Genomic DNA, 18,724 nt, shown 5'->3' on the forward strand with positions numbered 1-18,724 from the left:
GGGTTTGTGATCTGAAAAGCCCGCCCACAGGCTTGCATGCATCCATCCGGCGTGTAATCGACCATGGGCGCTATCAAAAGGCTTTTACATGCATCGAATGGATCAGGCTCTGCGTTATATGCGGCGGATCGCCAGTGTTGCGTTTCTGGTTACACTGGCACACCCGTTGGTTGTTGCTGCGGGCGCTGCCGATCCGGCGGGTTTTTCCTGGACCTCGTCCCCCGCATTGATTCTGCCAAAGTCGGATTCGGACCATGAGATCTATGCCGTGAAAGATCCGACGGTGGTCAGCGCTGGCGGTGCGTTTCATGTCTTCATGACGGTTGCGGGCGCAAGTGGCTGGCATATGGCCTATACCCGCTTCACTGACTGGGCCAAAGCCAAGGATGCACCGGTGTTTTATCTGGACCGTTCCGGCATCGGGCCGGGCTATCGCGCGGCGCCACAGGTGTTTTACTTCGCGCCGCAAAAGCTGTGGTACATGGTTTTTCAGGGTGGCGATCCGATGTATTCCACCACAGCGAATATCGACGAGCCTAAATCGTGGAGCGCACCGCAGCCGTTTTTTGCATCCGTGCCCGATGTGATCCGTAACGGTGGGGGCGGCTGGCTCGATTTCTGGAACATCTGCGATCAGAAGACCTGCTATCTGTTCAACACCGATGATAACGGCCATCTTTATCGATCTCAGACCGCGCTGAAGGATTTTCCGCACGGCTTTGGCAAGACCGTGATGGTGCTGTCCGATAGCAAGGAAAAATTGTTTGAAGCCAGCATGACCTATAAAATCGCGGGCGCGAACCGTTATGTCACGATGGTCGAGGCGATGGGGCCTTCCGGGCGCTATTTCCGCATCTGGCAAAGCGACCGGCTGGATGGCGCGTGGCAACCACTGGCCGATACGGTGGAACATCCGTTCGCCGGTACGGCGAATGTCCGCTTTGATGGTGCGCCCTGGGCCATTGGCGTGTCGCATGGCGAGCTGCTGCGTGACGGCAATGACCAGAGCATGACGATTGATGCCTGCAAGCCGCTGCAATTTCTCTATCAGGGTTTGCCACCGGGCCATGATGGGCTCGACTATATCCGGCTGCCCTATCGCCTCGGCCTGCTGACCGCCACGACGCAGCCGACGCTTGCCACGTGCAAGGCCACCGCGCCATAGGGCGGCAGCGGGATTTTGAGGCGGGGCTGCCTGCCCATTGGGCAGTGTGCTGATTTTGGTGCGCATTTCCCATTAAGCATACGTGAAATTCCGGGTGTTTTTTCACATCCTGGTGAGGCCGCGGATGGCTGTCATCGCCGGTGGGGTGACAAAGACCGTATTTTGCGGTCATGATGCCGTGGGCTCGTAAACTGGCCTGATTTCACTATGTTCTAACGGGGTATTCATGCGTCGTCTTATTGTCAGTGCTTTTGCTTTGCCGCTTGTGGTCAGTGCAGCGGCCCTTGCCGCGCCACCCACATCGTCGGCATCGGGTGTTACGCCGGATATGGTGCAGACCGGCACCGATATTGCCGCCAAATGGCAGGCGACGCGCCCCGGCTATAATTATGTCCGGCGTGAAGTGAATATCCCGATGCGCGATGGTGTCACCCTGCACACTGTCATCATCGTTCCCAACGGGGCAAAGAACCTGCCCGTCTTGTTGGAGCGCACGCCCTATAACGCCGACAGCATGGCCGATGACAGTAAGCCGATGATGCGGGATGCGGTGCGCATGGCCTGCCGCGAATGGGCTGATGACGGCTATATCATCGTGTTTCAGGACATCCGCGGCAAACATGGTTCCAAGGGCGATTATGTTATGACCCGCCCGCCGCGTGGGCCCTTAAACCCCACAGCCACGGATGACACCACCGACGCCTATGACACCATCGACTGGCTGGTGAAGAACCTGCCGGAGACCAATGGCAAGGTTGGTATGATCGGTTCGTCCTATGACGGCTGGACCGTGACGATGGCGCTGTTGGGGCCGCACCCGGCGCTGAAGGTGGCCGCGCCCGAAAGCCCGATGATTGATGGCTGGATGGGTGATGACTGGTACCACAACGGTGCGTTCCGTCAGAACAGTCTGGACTATTACTCCGGTCAGACTGCACGCACTGGCCGCGGCGATGGTTTCGCCTTTCAGGGCGAGGATGATTATCAGAATTTCCTCGATGCGGGCAGCGCCGGTGCATTGGCGGAAAAATATGGTTTCAGGCAATTGCCGTGGTGGAACCGCTTTGCTGCCCATCCGGCCTATGACGCGTTCTGGCAGTTGCAGGCGCTGGACAAGATCGTGACGCAGCATCCCTCCAATGTGCCCACCCTGTGGCTGCAGGGGCTGTGGGATCAGGAGGATATGTATGGTGCAATCCATAGCTGGGAAGAGCTGAAAAAGGCGGGGCACGCTGCCAACAACCATCTGGTGATGGGGCCGTGGTTCCACAGTCAGGTCAATTTTACCGGCGATGCGCTGGGGCCGCTCAAATGGCCGGGCGACACGGCAGCGGATTTCCGCCGTGATGTGCTGATTCCGTTCTTCAATACCTATCTGAAGGGTGCCAAATCGAAGCCGTTGCCACAGGCGCTGATCTATAACGCGGTTGAAAAGCATTGGGACCGTTTCAACAACTGGCCGGTGGCGGATCAGCAAAAACTCAAACCGCTGTATTTGCAGGCGGGTTTTGGTCTTGGTTTTGAAAAGCCTAAGGCGGGGGCGGATTCCTATGTTTCCGATCCGGTCAAGCCGGTGCCGTTCCTGCCTAATCCGGTTTCGTTTGGCGAGCGGGCGCGGTGGAAAAGCTGGCTGGTGCAGGATCAGCGCTTTGCTGCGGTGCGCACCGATGTGCTGAGCTATCAGACCGATGTGCTGACCGCACCGGTGACGGTGCAGGGGGCACCGGTGGCCGACCTGTTCGTCAAAACCACCGGTTCCGACGCCGATTTTGTGGTCAAGGTGATCGACGTCTATCCGGCAAGCGTCTCCGAGCAGCCGGAACTGGGCGGCTATCAGCTCCCCATCAGTCTCGATATTTTCCGTGGTCGCTATCGCAAGAGTTTCGCGCAGCCCGAGGCGATTGCGGCCGGTGTGGTGCAGGAATATAAATTCCGTCTGCCTACGGTGAATTATGTCTTCAAGCCGGGGCATCGGATTATGGTGCAGGTGCAGTCGAGCCTGTTCCCGCTTTATGACCGCAATCCACAGACCTTCGTGCCCAATATTCTGTTTGCCCAGCCGGGAGATTTTAAAGCGGCAACGATGACGGTGGAGCATGGCGCCGATGGCCACAGCGCCGTTTTGCTGCCGGTGGTCAAAAAGAGCGCGGCAGAGGAATAAGCTCGCCAGAATATCTAAAAGCCCTCACCCGACAATGCCGGGTGAGGGTTTTGTTTTATCCCTGCATCGTGGTTGCATGGAACGCGATGTGGTCGCCGATAAAGCTGGCGATGAAATAGTAACTGTGGTCATAGCCGTCGCGCAGGTTCAGCGTCAGCGGATGGTGGGCGGCATCACAGGCGGCGCGCAAAAGCTCTGGCTTTAGCTGGGTTTGCAGAAACTCGTCACCCAGCCCCTGATCGACCAATATCGGCAAACGTTCGGTTGCCCCCGCGATCAGTTCGACCGCATCATGGGCTTTCCATGCGTGCTGATCTTCACCGAAATAGGCCGTAAAAGCCTTCTGGCCCCACGGCACCTGTGACGGGGCGACAATGGGGGCAAAGGCCGAAACGCTGCGATACCGGCCGGGATTTTTCAGCGCCAGTGTCAACGCGCCATGGCCGCCCATTGAATGGCCGGAAATCGCGCGCACATTGGTGGCCGGGAGATTGGCCTCGATGGTCTGGGGCAGTTCAAAGGCGACATAATCTGCCATGCGGAAATGTGCCGCCCATGGCTTTGCCGTGGCGTTGAGATAGAAACCTGCGCCCTGACCCAGATCATAGGCGGCATCGTCGGGAATGTCGTTGCCGCGCGGGCTGGTATCGGGCACCACCAGAATGATGCCGTGTTCGGCAGCGTAACGTTGCGCCCCCGCTTTGGTGATGAAGTTCTGCTCGGTACAGGTCAGACCCGAGAGCCAGTAAAGTACTGGCAGCCGGGTTTTCTCGGCTTGTGGCGGCAGATAGACGGCAAAACACATCGCGCAGCCGAGTGTTCCTGACTGGTGACGATAAACGTCCTGCCAGCCGCCAAAGGCGGCATGGTGTTCGATGCGTTCCATTGTGATCTTCCTCGTCACCCGATGGGTGTGCCCCATTAGTAGTGGATAACGGTGCGGATCGATTTGCCTTCGTGCATCAGGGTGAAGGCTTCATTAATACGGTCGAGCGGTAAGGTGTGGGTGACAAAGGGGGCCAGTTCAATATCGCCCCGGATGGCATCTTCCACCATGCCCGGCAGTTGTGTGCGGCCCTTGACGCCGCCAAAGGCCGTGCCACGCCAGCTGCGGCCCGTGACAAGCTGGAACGGGCGGGTCGAGATTTCCTGACCAGCCCCGGCGACGCCGATAATGATCGACTGCCCCCAGCCGCGATGGGCACATTCCAGCGCCGCGCGCATGACATTGACGTTGCCAATACATTCAAACGAATGATCAACGCCCCAGCCGGTCATTTCGATAATCACCTGTTGGATCGGCTTGTCGTAATCTTTCGGGTTGACGCAGTCGGTAGCACCAAAACTTTTGGCCAGATCAAATTTTGTCGGGTTGGTGTCAATCGCGAAAATGCGACCCGCTTTGGCCTGTCGTGCGCCCTGAATAACCGCCAGACCAATGCCGCCAAGCCCAAACACCGCCACACTGTCACCTGGTTGCACCTTGGCGGTGTTGTGCACCGCGCCAATGCCGGTGGTGACGCCACAGCCGAGCAGGCAGACCTGTTCGTGATTGGCGTGCGGATTGATCTTGGCCAGCGAAACTTCCGCCACTACGGTATATTCGCTAAAAGTAGAGCAGCCCATGTAATGATAAATCGGCTGGCCATTATAGGAAAAGCGTGTAGTGCCGTCCGGCATTAAACCTTTGCCTTGCGTGGCGCGCACGGCAATGCACAAATTGGTTTTGCCGGATTTACAGAACTCGCATTTACCGCATTCGGCGGTGTAGAGCGGGATGACATGATCACCGGGGGCCACGCTGGTGACGCCTTCCCCAACCTCGACCACCACACCGGCGCCTTCATGGCCCAGCACGGCAGGGAATACGCCTTCGGGGTCGTCGCCTGACAGGGTGAAGGCATCGGTATGGCAGACACCGGTATGGCTGATCTTGATCAGCACCTCACCGGCACGTGGCGGGGCGACATCGATCTCGACAATTTCCAGCGGCTTTCCGGCGGCGAAGGCAACGGCAGCACGGGATTTCATGTGGGGCCTCATTTGGTTTGTTTCGTATAAAATTTTGATCAGCGAAGATAAGAACGGATCAGGCGGAGAATATCGTCCACCGCCGCCTGTTCGTTCTTTGATGTTTCTGCACGCGGGGCAAAGGTTTCCCGCATATGGCTTTCCAGTACCCCACCCATCAGCCCGTTTACCGCACCGCGAATGGCGGCAATCTGCTGCAATACGGGGGCGCAGGGCGCGCCGTCCTCCAGTGCACGTTCCAGCGCATCAAGCTGGCCGCGGATGCGGCGCACCCGTGTCAGGGCGTGCTTCTTTTCTTGTGGGGTATGGGGCACCGGCGCGGCGTTCCTTATACTAGGGGGGAGTATATTGCATGCCCGCAAATGCCTGCGCAAGGCGATTTTTAGCCTTAACCATTTGCAGGGTATGGGTAATTGTGTTGCAGGCCTCAGCCAAAACCGGGTTCAAAATGTCGTTACTACTATGTGGTATCAAGGCCCAATATATGTATAAAAATTGACCCGCCGGTATGGCGCATGATCTACTCTGCCTAAAATAGAATATTCGGGCAGGACTGAAACGATTGTACGGTATCAAATGGATTGCGGCATTGGCCTTGGTGGCCGCGCTTGGCACCAAAGCATCCGCTGAAACGGTGACGTTGTTTGATGGGCACCAGCTTGCCGCGATCCTGACCGGGGATGAGCGCCCGCTTCAGCTTGCCGGGGATGTTCTGGCCCATGATCTGCAGGCTGTGACAGGAATGGCCCCGCAGCGTGCATCAAACAAGGCAGACTGCCGCACGGTTTGTATTGTGATCGGGCGGTATGATTCCCCGCTGATCCGCGCCATTGCCGAAGACGCCGGGGTTGCAATTGATACCGCAGCCTTAAAAGGGCAGTGGGAACGCTATGAACGGTTATTGGTTGCTTCAAAGCGTGATCCACGGCAGCGGTATCTGATACTGGCCGGGTCTGATACGCGGGGCGCGATCTGGGGGGCTATGGATTTGACCCGCGCGCTTGGTGTTTCCCCCTGGCAATGGTGGGCCGATGTGCCCCCGCGCAAACGCGATTATATTTCGGTCGATGGCACCCTGCATCTGTCGGATGTTCCTTCGGTGCGCTATCGCGGAATTTTTTTAAATGACGAGGATTGGGGGCTGCAGCCCTGGGCGGCCAAAACCTATGAACCGGAAACCGGCGATATCGGCCCCAAAACCTATGCCCGGATTTTTGAATTGCTGTGGCGGCTTAAAGCCAATCTGATCTGGCCTGCCATGCACGATTCAACCAGACCTTTTTATCAGGTCAAGGGCAATGCGGAAACCGCGCGCGATTATGCCATTGTGGTTGGTACCTCGCATGCTGAACCAATGATGCGCAATAATGTGCGTGAGTGGGATGAGCAGCAGCGCGGGGCGTTTAATTTTTTCACCAACCGTGAGGCGCTCACCACCTATTGGCGCCAGCGTGTTACCGAGGTCAAAGATTTCGATACGATCTATAGTATTGGTCTGCGCGGCAAACATGATTCCGCGATGGAGGGGGCCGCAACGCCCGAAGCCGCCCGTGACGCCCTGAGCGAGGTGTTTAAAATCCAGCGTGGGCTGCTGGCCGATACGCTGCACAAGCCGCCCGATACTGTGCCGCAGGTGCTGACACTGTATAAAGAAGTGCTCGATACCTATCGAGCGGGGCTTAAAGTGCCGCAGGATGTGACGCTGATCTGGCCGGACGACAATTATGGCTATATCAGCGAACTTTCTACGCCGCAGGAGAATAAACGGCCCGGTGGATCTGGGGTGTATTATCACATCTCCTATTGGGGGCGGCCACATGATTATCTCTGGCTGGCGACGACGCATCCGGCATTGATCCGTGAACAGATGGAGCGTGCCTGGCAGATGGGGGCGCGCAATGTCTGGGTTGTCAATGTTGGCGATATTAAACCCGGCGAGTATCTGACCGACTATTTCCTCAGTCTGGCGTTTGATCAGCATATTGCGGCACAAAGCCCTCAGGCGCACTTAAACCAGTGGGCCGCGTTGCAGTTCGGCCCGGAGGTCGCTGCGGAAATTGCGGCCATCATGACCGAATATTATGATCTGGCCTTTGAACGGCGGCCGGAATTTATGGGCTTCAGTCAGACCGAGCCAACCCGCCCCAACGTCATCAGCGCATATATCCGTAGCGGTGGGGCCGAGGCGCAAAACAGGCTGGAGCGTTATGCGGCTTTAACCCGGCGCGCAGAAGCGCTGGACGCACAGCTTAAGCCCGGGCAGAAAGATGCCTATTTTCAGCTGGTGCTGTATCCGGTGCGCGCTGCCGCCAGCCTTAACGAGCGGGTGCTGAAGCTGGATCTGGCGGCGCTGTATGCCAAACAGGGGCGTGCCAATGTCAATTTTTATGTTGATCAGGCCCGTGCCGCCCATGCCCGCATAGTGGCTGACACGGCCAGATATAACAGCCTGAATGGTGGTAAGTGGCGTTATATGATGGATATGGCGCCGCGTCGTCTGCCGGTATTTGATGAACCGCTATATCCGCATTGGAACCTGCCTGACCGGCCCGGGTGCGCGGTTGATAGTGGCGAACTGATCTTTGTCGCCGGTCTGCCCGCCACACATAGCCTGACGGTTTACAGTTTTGGCCAACCTGCACCGTGGCATTTTTCAGGCGTCAGTGGGCTTCAGCCTGCGGCGGATCGTGGTATGCTGAATGCGGCCAACGGTTTCGAGCAACGCGTTGCCCTGCATTATGATGGTGGCGCGGACCTGCAAGGCGGCAGCGTGATGTGCGCCGGTAAAAGCTATCCGGTCACAGTTCAGCGGATTAAAGCCGCCGATGGTGCAGTGGCCGAACGTAATCACATAATTTCGCTGGCGGCTGTCGGGTCCACCAGTGCCGCGTGGCAGGTGATGCCGGGGCTGGGATCCCGCGGGACCGCCCTGCGCAGCAGGCTCGATTTGCCCACATCCGATAATGTGGCGGGTATTGCGCCGCTGGTATATTCTTTCAATACGCGGGATAAAACCGATGCGATGCTCGATTTTGTCGGGCTGCCGGTGCATCCGCTGACCTCGGCCAATGGTCTGCGGATCGGCATTCGGATTGATGGTGGTGCGCTGCAGATCCTCGATTTCGAAACCTTCGGGCGCAGCGAAGAATGGAAACGTAATGTTCTGTCTAACACGGCGGTGCGAACCGTGGTGCGCAATTCGCTACCTGCCGGGCGGCACCGGCTGGAGGTTTATGCGCTTGACCCCGGCTTTGTGCTCGACCGGATCGATGTTTGGTTTGATGGCGCGCCGGAGTATTATGGCGCCCCACCACTTTACCTGCAATAAAAGCCGCCGGGTAACCGGCGGCTTTTGGCGGTGGCATCCTCTGTATCGTTTATTCGTGTGCTATTTTGCCTTGCGGTATTGAGCCAGCCCGGGCTGATTCTGGATCAGAAGGTCTGCGACCATGGCACCGAAGAAACTTGCGCCGGTCGTCTGATTCAGGTGTGTGTAGTCAAATGGTTGCAGGCTGCTGCCCTGAACCTGCGATGCATCGGTTTCGGTCTGCGGCGGAACCGATGTGCCGGTGGCTTCTGTATCCAAAACGTTTTTGGGAATTGGCCCGCCTGCCAGGGTATGATTGGCCTGAACTAACCCCATCGCCTGAACCGCTTTCTGGCTTTCGGCGAAAAGATCAACAAGGGGCAGGTCGTCGCTGATGGCCACATTATGCATCGACGCGGCGTAGGGGGCGATACGATCAGGCAGCAGATGCCCATGTACGAAGTTGCGCTGTGACAGGGGCGTGACCAGAATGAAAACCGCACCAGTTGCTTTCACGTCCTTTGCATACGCTGACAGATTGGCCGGATACTCCCACAGCACATCGGTATGGCGTTCAGGCTTGGGTGAGCCGTCATTATGGCCGAATTGCATCAGGACATAGGTTTTGTCATAGGCGCGTCCGTCCGCGGTGTTCGGATTTTTTAATTCAGATAAGACGTCCTTATCCCATATGCCTTCGACGCGATAACTTTTGGTGCTGCGGCCGCCACGCCCACGGTTTATGCAGGTTACTTCTGCTGTGAACTGTGCGCAGAATGCCTCGCCATATCCGCTTTTGCGGGCCATGGTCGAATCCCCCACCAGTATGATCCGGACCGGCGGTAATGTTTCAGCTATAACCGAATGGGCCAGACCAAACGCCATAATGATTGCGGACAGGTTACTGAGTGTATGTTTTTTCAAATACGTTTTCCCCTTTTTTTATTGGTTTTTAAAATAGTGGTTTTGAAAGAAATCGCCAGTTACGAGATCGTGTGATTATGTCGCGTTGTGCAAATTATAAGGGGGCAGTCTGTGTGGTGGGGCATTGTCAGCCCGCTTTTTTTCAAACTGATTGTTATGCCGTATAGGTAAAACAGAAAAAGCCACCGCATCCGGGTGGCTTTTCCTGCAAGAACTGATCGCGTATTTGTGAAAGCTGCGCTTTGCAGTTATTTCGATGCGACGGATTTGACGGCGTTCGGGTTGACCTCGGCAGCACGGGCATAGGCTCGTTTGATCGCCGGGCGGGTCTCGAGGCTTTCAAACCAGCGTTTCAAATGCGGGAAGTCTTCCAGATTCTGGCTCTGCATCGCGTGCAGCACAATCCAGGGATAGATCGCCATATCGGCAATGGAGTACTGCCCCGCCACAAAGGCACGATCCGCCAGTCGTTTATCCAGTACCCCATAAAGCCGCGCGGTTTCTTTGATATAGCGGTCGATGGCGTAGGGGATTTTCTCCGGGGCGTATTGGGTGAAATGATGGTTCTGGCCAGCCATGGGGCCAAGCCCTGCCATCTGCCAGAACAGCCATTGCATGACCTCGGTCCGCTGGCGCGTGTCTTGCGGCAGGAACTTGCCGGTCTTGTCGGCGAGATATTCGAGGATGGCACCCGATTCAAAAAGATTGATCGGTGCCCCGACATCAGCCGGTTCGTGATCGACAATTGCCGGAATGCGGTTGTTTGGCGCAATGGCCAGAAATTCGGGCTTAAACTGTTCGCCCTTACTGATGTTCACCGGGTGCAGGGTATAGTCCAGCCCGGCTTCTTCCAGAAAAATCGTGATCTTGTGGCCGTTGGGCGTGGTCCAGTAATACAGGTCGATCATCTGCGTTCCTTCTGTTGCTGGTTTACCGGACGCAAATTGTGCCAGCCCGGTGCTGTTTGAGGACGTATGCGGCATCCCGAGGCGATACCTGAGTGTTTTTATTTAGTATCTTCAGGGGGGCTTTCAATATAATCGCCTCGTTATTTCTGCTGCATTGTCGCATGATTTTCTGTTATACCAACGCCTCCAAATTTACTCAGACAATTTAAAAGTGTCAGCGATGAAAACCGAAGAAGAGAAAATGCTCGCGGGCGAGCCCTATGATGCCCATGGCCCGGAATTGCTTGGCGTCCGCCTCAAGACCAAGAAGATCCTGCATCGGCTTAATGTTACCGAAGCCTATAGCGATCATCAGCAGAGCATTATCAACGAGCTGTGTCCTAACTCGGCCAAAGACCTCTATATCGAACCGCCATTTCATTGCGATTATGGCCGCTATATCTATGCCGAGGAACGCGTCTTCATTAATTTTGGCGCGGTCATTCTGGATGGCGGCACGGTGAAGATCGGTGCCGGTACACTGATTGCGCCGGGCGTACATATCTATACCGCCCAGCACCCGCTCGAAGTGGTCGACCGGCGCGTCTGGGAAGATTGCCGCCCGGTGGTGATCGGTAAGGAGTGCTGGATTGGTGGCCATGTCACCATCTGCCCCGGCGTAACGATTGGTGACCGTACGGTGATCGGTGCGGGCGCGGTGGTCACGCATGATATTCCCGCCGACAGTCTGGCTGTGGGCAATCCGGCGCGGGTGGTCCGGCAGCTTAATCAGCCTAAAGAATAGTTAGAAAATAGCCGCCGTCCGGTTCCTCTACGTTTTTTGTGGTTTTATCCCTGTTGCACCGCGGGACTTGCCGCGTGCATCATGGGCCGTAAAACAAGGGGGCGGACTTCCCCGTTAGCAAAAGGTGCCGCAATGAGCGTGATGGTTTATGGCCTTTCGACCTGTAGTACGGTGCAAAAGGCGCTCGGCTGGCTTGATGCCCATGGCATCGCCTATGGCTTCCACGATTTTAAAACCCAGGGTGCGGACGAAGCCAAATTAAAACAATGGTGCAAACTGGCGGGTTGGGAAAAGGTGATGAACCGCGCCAGTCTGACCTATCGCGGCCTGTCGGCGGGCGATAAGGAGAACCTCGATCAGGCCAAGGCAATTGTGCTGATGATGGCCAAGCCGACGCTGATCCGCCGCCCGGTGCTGGAAACCGGCGAAACTGTACTGCGCGGCTTTTCCGAAAAGCAGTATCGCGAGACGTTCAGCGTTTTATCTTAATGCTGCGCTTTAGCCAGCGCGCCGAGCAGTTTCTGCATGGTGCCGCGTAAGGCGATCAGTTCGTCCAGCGACAGGCCCATGGCACCACAGATCTGGGCCGGTATGGCATAGGCATCCTGCTTCAGCTTGCGGCCCTTCGGGGTCAGTGCAATCTGCACACGGCGCTCATCTTCGGCGTCGCGTGTGCGGGTGATCAGCCTGGCGCTTTCCATGCGTTTGAGCAGCGGGGTCAGCGTGCCGCTGTCGAGATAGAGGCACGCCCCCAGATCACTGACGCTTTGCGGGGCTTTTTCCCACAGCACCAGCATGACCAGATATTGCGGATAGGTTAGCCCCAGGCGATCCAGCGCCGGCCGGTAGAGCCGCGTAATCAAATTGGCCGCCGCATAGAGCGGAAAGCACAGCTGATTACCCAGTTTCAGAATCTCGTCAGTGCTGGCAGGGGGCCGCAGGCCCTCCACCGCAATGGCAGGGATTTCTAACTCTGTATCGCCTGGGTGCTGTTTGGGCATTACTTCACTGTCACCGTGATTTTAACGTCGATATTGCCCTTCACTGCGTTGGAATAGGGGCATACGGAATGGGCTGCCTGCACGATAGTCTCGGCCGCCTGCTGGTCAAGCCCGGTGATGGTGGTGTCAAGCGCCACCGACAGTTCAAACCCGCCGCTGGCATTGGCGCCAATGCCGACCGTGGCCAGCACCACAACATCCTGATCCTTCAGCGCCACTTTCTGGTTCCGGGCAACATGCAGCACGGCATTTTCAAAACAGGCGGCGTAACCGGCGGCAAACAGCTGTTCCGGGTTGGTGGCGCCGCCCTTGCCGCCCAGACCGGCGGGTAGGGCCAGATCAAGGCTCAGAATACCGTCTTCGCTTTTAACCGAACCGCTGCGCCCGCCAATGGCGGTGACCTTGGTCGTGTACAATGTGCTCATGGGTGTATCCCTCGTATGTTACGTTTCGGGAATATGTATAGTGCACAATTGTATTGTGCGCAATTTAATTTAATAAGTAAAAATATCGTTTAATTACAGTGTGTTAAATTCCTATTGGGCCATTCCCTGCCACCGCACCATGTCGGGCGCATCCAGCCCGAAGCTGTCGAGCGCCCGGCTGACGCTGTGATCGACAATATCCTCGATCGTCTTGGGCTTGGTGTAGAAGGCTGGCATGGGCGGATGGATGATACCACCCATTTCGGTTACTGCCAGCATGTTGCGGATATGCCCGGCATGCAGCGGGGCTTCGCGCACCATCAGCACCAGTTTGCGCCGTTCTTTCAGCGTCACGTCGGCAGCACGGGTCAGCAATGTGGTGCTCATGCCCGTCGCCACCTCGGCCAGGGTGCGTACCGAACACGGCGCGATCAGCATCCCCATGGTCTTGAACGAACCGCTGGAGATCGCCGCCCCAACATCGCCAATGGGGTAAACATGATCCGCCAGCCCCGCCAGATCGTCGTGGCTTAAACCCGTTTCATAGGCGCGGGTCATTTCGCCTGCGCGTGAAATCACCAGATGGGTTTCGATCTGCAGCGCCTTCAGCATCTGCAGGGCGCGGATGCCATAGAGGATGCCGGTGGCACCGGTGATACCGACGATAAGGCGGGGCTTGGCGGTTTGCATGGGTGCAGGACTTCTTGAAAAGGTCTGGCGCGATGGCGTCGGGGCTGTGATGCTGTCGATCAGGATAGCACCCTTTAGGCCCGCGATACACTATTGGCCCGACGGCCATCTTGATTTGGTAGTATGCTTAATATGTGCAGCAGGTGTTTCAACCCTGCAGTCAGGCGCTTGTCCCGCCGGATGACGACCGCCAATTGACGGTAGAGTTGGGGTGCTAGCGGGCGGATGATGATGTCGTCTCGTTTCTGTTCCCGGCGCAGCGCCAGTGCGGGAATGATGCCACATCCCAGACCGGCGGCAACCAGTTCCTTGATCGCTTCGACATTTCCCAACGCCATGATCGGCACCGGTTTTATATCTTTGTGCGCAAACCATTTATCGATAATCCGGCGTGTGTTAGCCCCCTGCTCAAACAGCAGCACGGGGGTATCTGACAACGCACCCGGTGTGATGCGTGCAGGCAGTTTCATATCTGGCGGGGCGACCAATAGAAATTCGTCCTTCACCGTGGGGATGATTTCCAGGCTGCGACCGCTGACCGGCAATGTAACCAGGCCGATATCCAGACGGTTTTCCATAATAGCTGTGACAATATCGTCGGTGTTTGCGGTCGTCACCGTAATTTCAAGCCGCGGGTATGTCCGGCGCAGATCTTTCAATAGTGGCGGCAACAGATAAATGCAGGCGGTTGCACCGGTACCAAGCCGGATACGGCCCGTGGTTGTGCCGGTATACTGACCAACAGCCTCCACGGCAGTCGTAACGGCGGTATCAATGGCACCAACATGAGCCATAAGTTCGGCCCCGGCAGCGGTTGGTTGAGGGCGTCTGCCAACACGTTCGATCAGTGTTACGCCGAGATTTTTCTCAAGCTGAAGAATACGCAGGCTCACCGCGGGTTGGGTAAGATGAAGCTGATCTGCAGCGGCCGAAAAACTGCCGCGTTCGACCACGGCAACAAAGGCCTGCAAATGATCAAGGTTCAGATTGCGCATGCCAAGAATATATTATGCAATGTATAAGAAAACAAATATTTCCTTATATATTTGATCGGTGCAGTTTCTGTGCTGGTTCGGTTGAAGGAACGTATATGTTTGTTCGTGAAAGCTCTGTGGCTGCTGGTGCCATTACAGTTCGCCCGGCACAGATCGAGGATATGGCATCAGTTCTGGCAATCTATGCCCATTATGTACTGACTGGATTGGCAACGTTTGAAGAAATACCCCCAAGTGTAGAGGAAATGCTGTCTCGCCGCGCTAAAATCGTGGCGGCGGGATTTCCTTATCTGGTTGCCATGCGTCAGGGGGCGGTGGTGGGCTATTGTTATGCCAGCAGTTACCGGCCGCGCCCGGCCTATCGTTTCAGTGTCGAGGATTCGGTGTATGTCGATAACAACTGTGTTGGTGAAAGAATTGGTACGGCTTTGCTGGAGGCGTTGATTGCCTGCTGTATGGATGGGCCGTGGCATCAAATGCTGGCCGTTATTGGCAACAGCGGCAATACGGGGTCCATCGCTTTACACCGCCGTTTGGGCTTTCAACCGGTGGGAACCATAACGGCGGTTGGATTTAAATTAGGTCAGTGGGTCGATACGGTGATGATGCAGCGTGCCCTGAAGCCCGGGCGCGCGGCTTGAAATGGTGCGGCCTTACAGATAGGCCGCCGCCAGCAGGATCAGCCCCCCGATGCCCAGGGCAACGCCAGACTGCCACAGCCAGTTTTTACGGGTGATAATCGAGACCGTGGCCAGTGATATGGCGATTTCAAACAGGGTTGCCGCGCCGGTCAGCCCGTGATGACGGTTTTCATGCTCACGGCTTTCGGCCTCAAGCTGGGTGCGGGTTGCTTCGGCGGCTTTGGCCTTGGCGCGAATTGCCGCTTGTTTGTCGGCATTTTCTTTGGCGGTTTCGGCGTATTTTTGCTTTTGCGCGGGGTTCAGATCCTGCGCAAGGGTATAGAGATGGCGCTTCAGGCTGTCGGCTTCATATTCGCCCCAGGCATCGGTGGCTTCGTCCTGGCGCAACGTTGCCTCGCTGGAGGTCGCCAGCGCTTGAGACGCCTCAAGCGATTCAAGATTCCCTGATACCGCAGCCAATACTGCCAGCGCAGAAACCAGAATGGCCGCGCGCGCAACAAAACGATCTGGTGCGTGGACGGCATGTTCGGTCTGTTCGTGGGCTTCCAGCGGGGCGTCGTGCATGGTTTGGGTTCCTGTCAATGGTGTGTCGCACACTCTGGGCGGCAAAGCGTGCAGGACATAACAGCATGACCCCGGCAAAGAAAAGCCCGCCGGGATTGATTTATTCATCCGGCGGGCTTTCATTTTTGTAATGCGGGGTCAGCCCTTGCGCTTGTCGAATTCGGCCCAGACGCCATCGGCACCTTCCCAGTTGCCCAGACTGGAAGCCTTGGAATATTCGGTGGCGCGCTGTTCAAAGAAATTGGCGTGCTCGACGCCGTTCAGAATTTCGACCAGCCAGGGTAGCGGGTGCGGTTTGATCTGTTCATAACCGGTGTCGGTGGCGCGGAAATGGCCGAACAGCACCGGCAGTTTGAGCTGGGTCAGCCGCCAGTCGGCAATGTAGCGGACATAGGCCTGAATATCTTTCGGTCCCATGCCTTCAACCGGGCCAAGTTCAAACGCCAGATCAACGAATTTTTCTTCCAGCCCGACCATGGTTTTGGCAACGTCCAGAATGTCATCACGCACGGTTTTGGTCAGTGCGCCGGTTTCGGCATTCCAGGCGTGAAACAGTTGCGTGATGCCTTCGCAATGCAGGCTTTCATCGCGCACCGACCAGGTGACGATCTGGCCCATGCCCTTCATCTTGTTGAAGCGCGGGAAGTTGAGCAGCATGGCAAAGCTGGCGAACAGCGCCATGCCTTCGGTGAAGCCGCCAAACATCGCCAGCGTACGGGATACATCGGCCACGGTATCAACGCCGAAGGTATGCATATAATCGGCTTTATCGCGCATGGCGCTGTAGTCGCGGAAGGCTTCAAATTCGACCTGCGGCATGCCCAGCGTTTTGAGCAGCAGGGCATAGGCGTCGATATGCACCGTCTCCATATTGGTGAAGGCGGCCAGCATCATCTGAATTTCCAGCGGCTGGAAAATCGGCAGATAGCGCTTCATATAATTGTCGCCGACCTCAACATCCGACTGGGTGAAGAAGCGGAAAATCTGGGTCAGCAGATTGCGTTCGGTATCCGATACCCGGTCTGATGCCCAGTCTTTGACATCTTCGCCCAACGGCACTTCCTCGCCCATCCAGTGGATCTGCTGCTGTTTTTTCCAGTAGGCATAGGCCCACGGGTAGCGGTCAACATTATAGGTGCCAGAGGTTTGCAACAGACCAACCCGGCCGGTGCCGATCAGATCCATCGGGTTGATGTTCAGAATATCACTCATGTTCAAATCCGTATGCGTATCGTTTGTTACTGAAAGGCCGTTTACTGGCAGGCCAGGCATTCGTCATAGTTGGTGGGGCCTGTTTCGACATCAACCTTGACAGCAGCCTGCGTTTCCCCGGCAAACGCCGCGCGCTGCAGGGATTTTGAGCGGCAGTAATACAGGCTTTTGAGGCCCTTTTCCCACGCCGTCCAGTGCAGCATATGCAGATCCCATTTAGGGACATCGCTCGGGATGAACAGATTGATCGACTGGCTTTGGCAGATGAACGGCGCGCGGTCGGCGGCCAGTTCAATGATCCAGCGCTGATCAATTTCAAACGCGGTGCGAAAGGTGATCTTTTCATCCGCCGACAGACACTCCAGATGCTGAACCGAGCCTTCGGCGGCGATGATCGATTGCCACACCACCGGCGTATCAGCGCCGCGTTCGGCCAGTATGCGCTTTAGGTGCGGGTTATAGACCGAGAACGACCCCGACAGTGTTTTATGCGTATAAATATTGGCCGGAATGGGTTCAACACAGGCGCTGGTGCCACCGCAGATGATGCTGATCGATGCGGTGGGGGCAATGGCGATCTTGTGCGAGAAGCGCTCCATCACGCCCTGTTCTGCGGCATCGGGGCAGGGGCCGCGTTCTTCGGCCAGCGTGTGGGACGCCGCATCGGCTTCCGCGCGTAACTTACGGAAGATTTTTAAGTTCCAGGATTTGGCCAGGGCGCTTTCAAAGGCAATGCCACGGCTTTGCAGAAACGAATGAAAGCCCATCACGCCAAGGCCGACCGATCGTTCGCGCAGCGCGGCATAGGCGGCATTGGCCATGGCGGGTGGGGCGTTGGCGATAAAGTCACTTAAAACATTGTCGAGGAAGCGCAGCACATCTTCAACAAAGCCCGGAACGGTGGACCATTCATCCCAGGTTTCAATGTTGAGCGACGACAGGCAGCACACCGCCGTGCGCATATTGCCCAGATGGTCTTCACCCGATGGCAGCACGATTTCGGCGCACAGATTAGACGAACGCACCTTCAGGCCCAGCGCCTTGTGATGCTCGGGCAGGGCGCGGTTCACCGTGTCGATATAGAGAAGATAGGGTTCGCCGGTGCGCAGGCGGGTTTCCAGAATGCGCTGCCATAACTGGCGGGCGTTGACCTGCCGCAAGGGGGCGCCGGTCTTGGGGCTGCGTAAGGAGAAGGGCGCATCATTGCGCACCGCTTCCATGAATTCATCAGTGATGGCAACACCGTGATGCAGGTTGAGGCTTTTGCGGTTGAAATCCCCCGATGATGTACGGATTTCGAGAAATTCCTCGATCTCGGGGTGATAGACGTCAAGATACACCGCCGCCGAACCGCGCCGGAGCGAGCCTTGTGAAATCGCCAGTGTCAGGCTGTCCATCACGCGGATGAACGGAATGATGCCGGATGTTTCGCCGCAGCCCTTGACGCTTTCGCCGATCGACCGCACCCCGCCCCAATAGGTGCCAATGCCGCCACCGTTGGAGGCGAGCTTCACATTCTCGTTCCAGGTATCGACAATGCCGTCCAGCGTATCGGGCACCGCGTTGAGGAAGCAGGAAATCGGTAATCCGCGGCTGGTGCCGCCATTACTTAAGACCGGGGTGGCGGGCATGAACCACAACTGCGAAATCGCATCGTACAGCCGCTGGGCGTGCGCGGTATCATCGGCATAGGCACAGGCAACGCGGGCGAACATGTGCTGAATACTCTCGCCGGGTAACTGATAGCGGTCGATCAGGGTTGCCTTGCCGAAATCGGTCAGCCGGGCATCTCGACTGTGGTCAAGGCACAAATCCTCCGGCACGGGCTTGCCCCCACCGGCAACGGCTGCGGCCTCAATCGGGCTGACATGAACGGTCATAACGGCTTCTCCCCTCCAACGGCTCAATAATAGCGG

18 protein-coding genes are annotated in these 18,724 nt (G+C 56.8%); 6 read left to right on the forward strand and 12 right to left on the reverse strand.

Annotated features, from left to right (window positions below; genetic code table 11):
• Positions 1-88: 88 nt before the first annotated feature.
• Together ACZ5RI_RS07840 and ACZ5RI_RS07845 are read left to right on the forward strand one after the other, a co-directional pair.
• The gene (locus ACZ5RI_RS07840) at positions 89-1,165 is read left to right on the forward strand and encodes a glycoside hydrolase family 62 protein (RefSeq protein ID WP_464510623.1); all 1,077 of its coding nucleotides are present in this window, start codon (positions 89-91) and stop codon (positions 1,163-1,165) included.
• 226 nt (positions 1,166-1,391) lie between these two features.
• Positions 1,392-3,326, forward strand: coding sequence for a CocE/NonD family hydrolase (locus ACZ5RI_RS07845; protein WP_464510626.1), 1,935 nt, complete (start codon positions 1,392-1,394; stop codon positions 3,324-3,326).
• 55 nt (positions 3,327-3,381) lie between these two features.
• On the opposite strand, the gene fghA is transcribed toward ACZ5RI_RS07845, so the two are convergent.
• Genes fghA through frmR form a run of 3 tightly spaced genes read right to left on the reverse strand, consistent with a single transcriptional unit; the run spans position 3,382 to position 5,671 of the window.
• The gene (gene fghA / locus ACZ5RI_RS07850; protein WP_464510631.1) at positions 3,382-4,212 is read right to left on the reverse strand and encodes an S-formylglutathione hydrolase; all 831 of its coding nucleotides are present in this window, start codon (positions 4,210-4,212) and stop codon (positions 3,382-3,384) included.
• 35 nt (positions 4,213-4,247) lie between these two features.
• The gene (locus ACZ5RI_RS07855; RefSeq protein WP_464510635.1) at positions 4,248-5,357 is read right to left on the reverse strand and encodes an S-(hydroxymethyl)glutathione dehydrogenase/class III alcohol dehydrogenase; all 1,110 of its coding nucleotides are present in this window, start codon (positions 5,355-5,357) and stop codon (positions 4,248-4,250) included.
• Positions 5,358-5,395: 38 nt separating this feature from the next.
• Positions 5,396-5,671, reverse strand: a complete 276-nt coding sequence (frmR, locus tag ACZ5RI_RS07860; RefSeq protein ID WP_464510640.1) for a formaldehyde-responsive transcriptional repressor FrmR — start codon at positions 5,669-5,671, stop codon at positions 5,396-5,398.
• Between the two features lie 248 nt (positions 5,672-5,919).
• Between frmR and ACZ5RI_RS07865 the strand changes: the two genes are divergently transcribed.
• Positions 5,920-8,685 (forward strand): glycosyl hydrolase 115 family protein, encoded by a 2,766-nt coding sequence (locus ACZ5RI_RS07865; RefSeq protein WP_464510645.1) that lies wholly within the window; start codon positions 5,920-5,922, stop codon positions 8,683-8,685.
• A gap of 60 nt (positions 8,686-8,745) precedes the next feature.
• Here ACZ5RI_RS07865 and ACZ5RI_RS07870 read toward each other — a convergent pair whose 3' ends face one another.
• Entirely contained in the window at positions 8,746-9,588 is an 843-nt protein-coding gene (locus ACZ5RI_RS07870; protein WP_464510649.1) for an SGNH/GDSL hydrolase family protein, read from the reverse strand.
• A gap of 248 nt (positions 9,589-9,836) precedes the next feature.
• Positions 9,837-10,496 carry a glutathione binding-like protein gene (locus ACZ5RI_RS07875; RefSeq protein WP_464510653.1) on the reverse strand — a complete coding sequence of 220 codons (660 nt, stop codon included), beginning with the start codon at positions 10,494-10,496 and terminating at the stop codon, positions 9,837-9,839.
• A gap of 220 nt (positions 10,497-10,716) precedes the next feature.
• Between ACZ5RI_RS07875 and ACZ5RI_RS07880 the strand changes: the two genes are divergently transcribed.
• Positions 10,717-11,280, forward strand: coding sequence for a sugar O-acetyltransferase (locus ACZ5RI_RS07880; protein WP_464510658.1), 564 nt, complete (start codon positions 10,717-10,719; stop codon positions 11,278-11,280).
• A 132-nt stretch (positions 11,281-11,412) separates the two neighbouring features.
• Positions 11,413-11,769 (forward strand): arsenate reductase, encoded by a 357-nt coding sequence (locus ACZ5RI_RS07885; RefSeq protein WP_464510660.1) that lies wholly within the window; start codon positions 11,413-11,415, stop codon positions 11,767-11,769.
• Here the strand turns inward: ACZ5RI_RS07885 and ACZ5RI_RS07890 are convergent.
• The 4 genes from ACZ5RI_RS07890 to ACZ5RI_RS07905 form a co-directional block, all read right to left on the reverse strand.
• Complete coding sequence (locus tag ACZ5RI_RS07890) at positions 11,766-12,281, reverse strand: MarR family winged helix-turn-helix transcriptional regulator (protein WP_464510663.1); 516 nt, start codon at positions 12,279-12,281, stop codon at positions 11,766-11,768. The genes ACZ5RI_RS07885 and ACZ5RI_RS07890 overlap by 4 nt on opposite strands.
• Positions 12,281-12,706, reverse strand: a complete 426-nt coding sequence (locus ACZ5RI_RS07895; RefSeq protein WP_464510666.1) for an organic hydroperoxide resistance protein — start codon at positions 12,704-12,706, stop codon at positions 12,281-12,283. Before ACZ5RI_RS07895 ends, ACZ5RI_RS07890 begins: the two co-directional genes overlap by 1 nt.
• Before the next feature lie 111 nt (positions 12,707-12,817).
• Positions 12,818-13,396: a UbiX family flavin prenyltransferase gene (locus ACZ5RI_RS07900; RefSeq protein ID WP_464510669.1), complete on the reverse strand. Its 579-nt coding sequence runs from the start codon at positions 13,394-13,396 to the stop codon at positions 12,818-12,820.
• Between the two features lie 74 nt (positions 13,397-13,470).
• Positions 13,471-14,391 carry a LysR family transcriptional regulator gene (locus ACZ5RI_RS07905; RefSeq protein WP_464510673.1) on the reverse strand — a complete coding sequence of 307 codons (921 nt, stop codon included), beginning with the start codon at positions 14,389-14,391 and terminating at the stop codon, positions 13,471-13,473.
• A 95-nt stretch (positions 14,392-14,486) separates the two neighbouring features.
• On the opposite strand from ACZ5RI_RS07905, the gene ACZ5RI_RS07910 reads away from it, so the two are divergent.
• A complete protein-coding gene (locus ACZ5RI_RS07910) occupies positions 14,487-15,032 on the forward strand; it encodes an N-acetyltransferase family protein (protein WP_464515571.1) in 546 nt (181 codons plus the stop codon).
• A gap of 12 nt (positions 15,033-15,044) precedes the next feature.
• Here ACZ5RI_RS07910 and ACZ5RI_RS07915 read toward each other — a convergent pair whose 3' ends face one another.
• From ACZ5RI_RS07915 to ACZ5RI_RS07925, 3 genes are all read right to left on the reverse strand, one after another.
• Positions 15,045-15,596, reverse strand: a complete 552-nt coding sequence (locus ACZ5RI_RS07915) for a DUF4337 family protein (RefSeq protein WP_464510677.1) — start codon at positions 15,594-15,596, stop codon at positions 15,045-15,047.
• A gap of 138 nt (positions 15,597-15,734) precedes the next feature.
• Positions 15,735-16,808, reverse strand: coding sequence for a ribonucleotide-diphosphate reductase subunit beta (locus ACZ5RI_RS07920; RefSeq protein WP_464510680.1), 1,074 nt, complete (start codon positions 16,806-16,808; stop codon positions 15,735-15,737).
• Between the two features lie 41 nt (positions 16,809-16,849).
• Entirely contained in the window at positions 16,850-18,688 is a 1,839-nt protein-coding gene (locus ACZ5RI_RS07925) for a ribonucleoside-diphosphate reductase subunit alpha (protein WP_464510683.1), read from the reverse strand.
• Positions 18,689-18,724 lie beyond the last annotated feature (36 nt).

The sequence above is a fragment of the Micropepsis pineolensis genome (assembly GCF_055392125.1).

Bases quoted from the DNA above. Each gene is read 5' to 3' on its own strand.
- ACZ5RI_RS07840 (WP_464510623.1), top strand. From the start codon at position 89: ATGCATCGAATGGATCAGGCTCTGCGTTATATGCGGCGGATCGCCAGT.
- ACZ5RI_RS07845 (WP_464510626.1), top strand. From the start codon at position 1,392: ATGCGTCGTCTTATTGTCAGTGCTTTTGCTTTGCCGCTTGTGGTCAGT.
- fghA (WP_464510631.1), bottom strand. From the start codon at position 4,212: ATGGAACGCATCGAACACCATGCCGCCTTTGGCGGCTGGCAGGACGTT.
- ACZ5RI_RS07855 (WP_464510635.1), bottom strand. From the start codon at position 5,357: ATGAAATCCCGTGCTGCCGTTGCCTTCGCCGCCGGAAAGCCGCTGGAA.
- ACZ5RI_RS07875 (WP_464510653.1), bottom strand. From the start codon at position 10,496: ATGATCGACCTGTATTACTGGACCACGCCCAACGGCCACAAGATCACG.
- ACZ5RI_RS07880 (WP_464510658.1), top strand. From the start codon at position 10,717: ATGAAAACCGAAGAAGAGAAAATGCTCGCGGGCGAGCCCTATGATGCC.
- ACZ5RI_RS07885 (WP_464510660.1), top strand. From the start codon at position 11,413: ATGAGCGTGATGGTTTATGGCCTTTCGACCTGTAGTACGGTGCAAAAG.
- ACZ5RI_RS07890 (WP_464510663.1), bottom strand. From the start codon at position 12,281: ATGCCCAAACAGCACCCAGGCGATACAGAGTTAGAAATCCCTGCCATT.
- ACZ5RI_RS07895 (WP_464510666.1), bottom strand. From the start codon at position 12,706: ATGAGCACATTGTACACGACCAAGGTCACCGCCATTGGCGGGCGCAGC.
- ACZ5RI_RS07900 (WP_464510669.1), bottom strand. From the start codon at position 13,396: ATGCAAACCGCCAAGCCCCGCCTTATCGTCGGTATCACCGGTGCCACC.
- ACZ5RI_RS07905 (WP_464510673.1), bottom strand. From the start codon at position 14,391: ATGCGCAATCTGAACCTTGATCATTTGCAGGCCTTTGTTGCCGTGGTC.
- ACZ5RI_RS07910 (WP_464515571.1), top strand. From the start codon at position 14,487: ATGTTTGTTCGTGAAAGCTCTGTGGCTGCTGGTGCCATTACAGTTCGC.
- ACZ5RI_RS07915 (WP_464510677.1), bottom strand. From the start codon at position 15,596: ATGCACGACGCCCCGCTGGAAGCCCACGAACAGACCGAACATGCCGTC.
- ACZ5RI_RS07920 (WP_464510680.1), bottom strand. From the start codon at position 16,808: ATGAGTGATATTCTGAACATCAACCCGATGGATCTGATCGGCACCGGC.
- ACZ5RI_RS07925 (WP_464510683.1), bottom strand. From the start codon at position 18,688: ATGACCGTTCATGTCAGCCCGATTGAGGCCGCAGCCGTTGCCGGTGGG.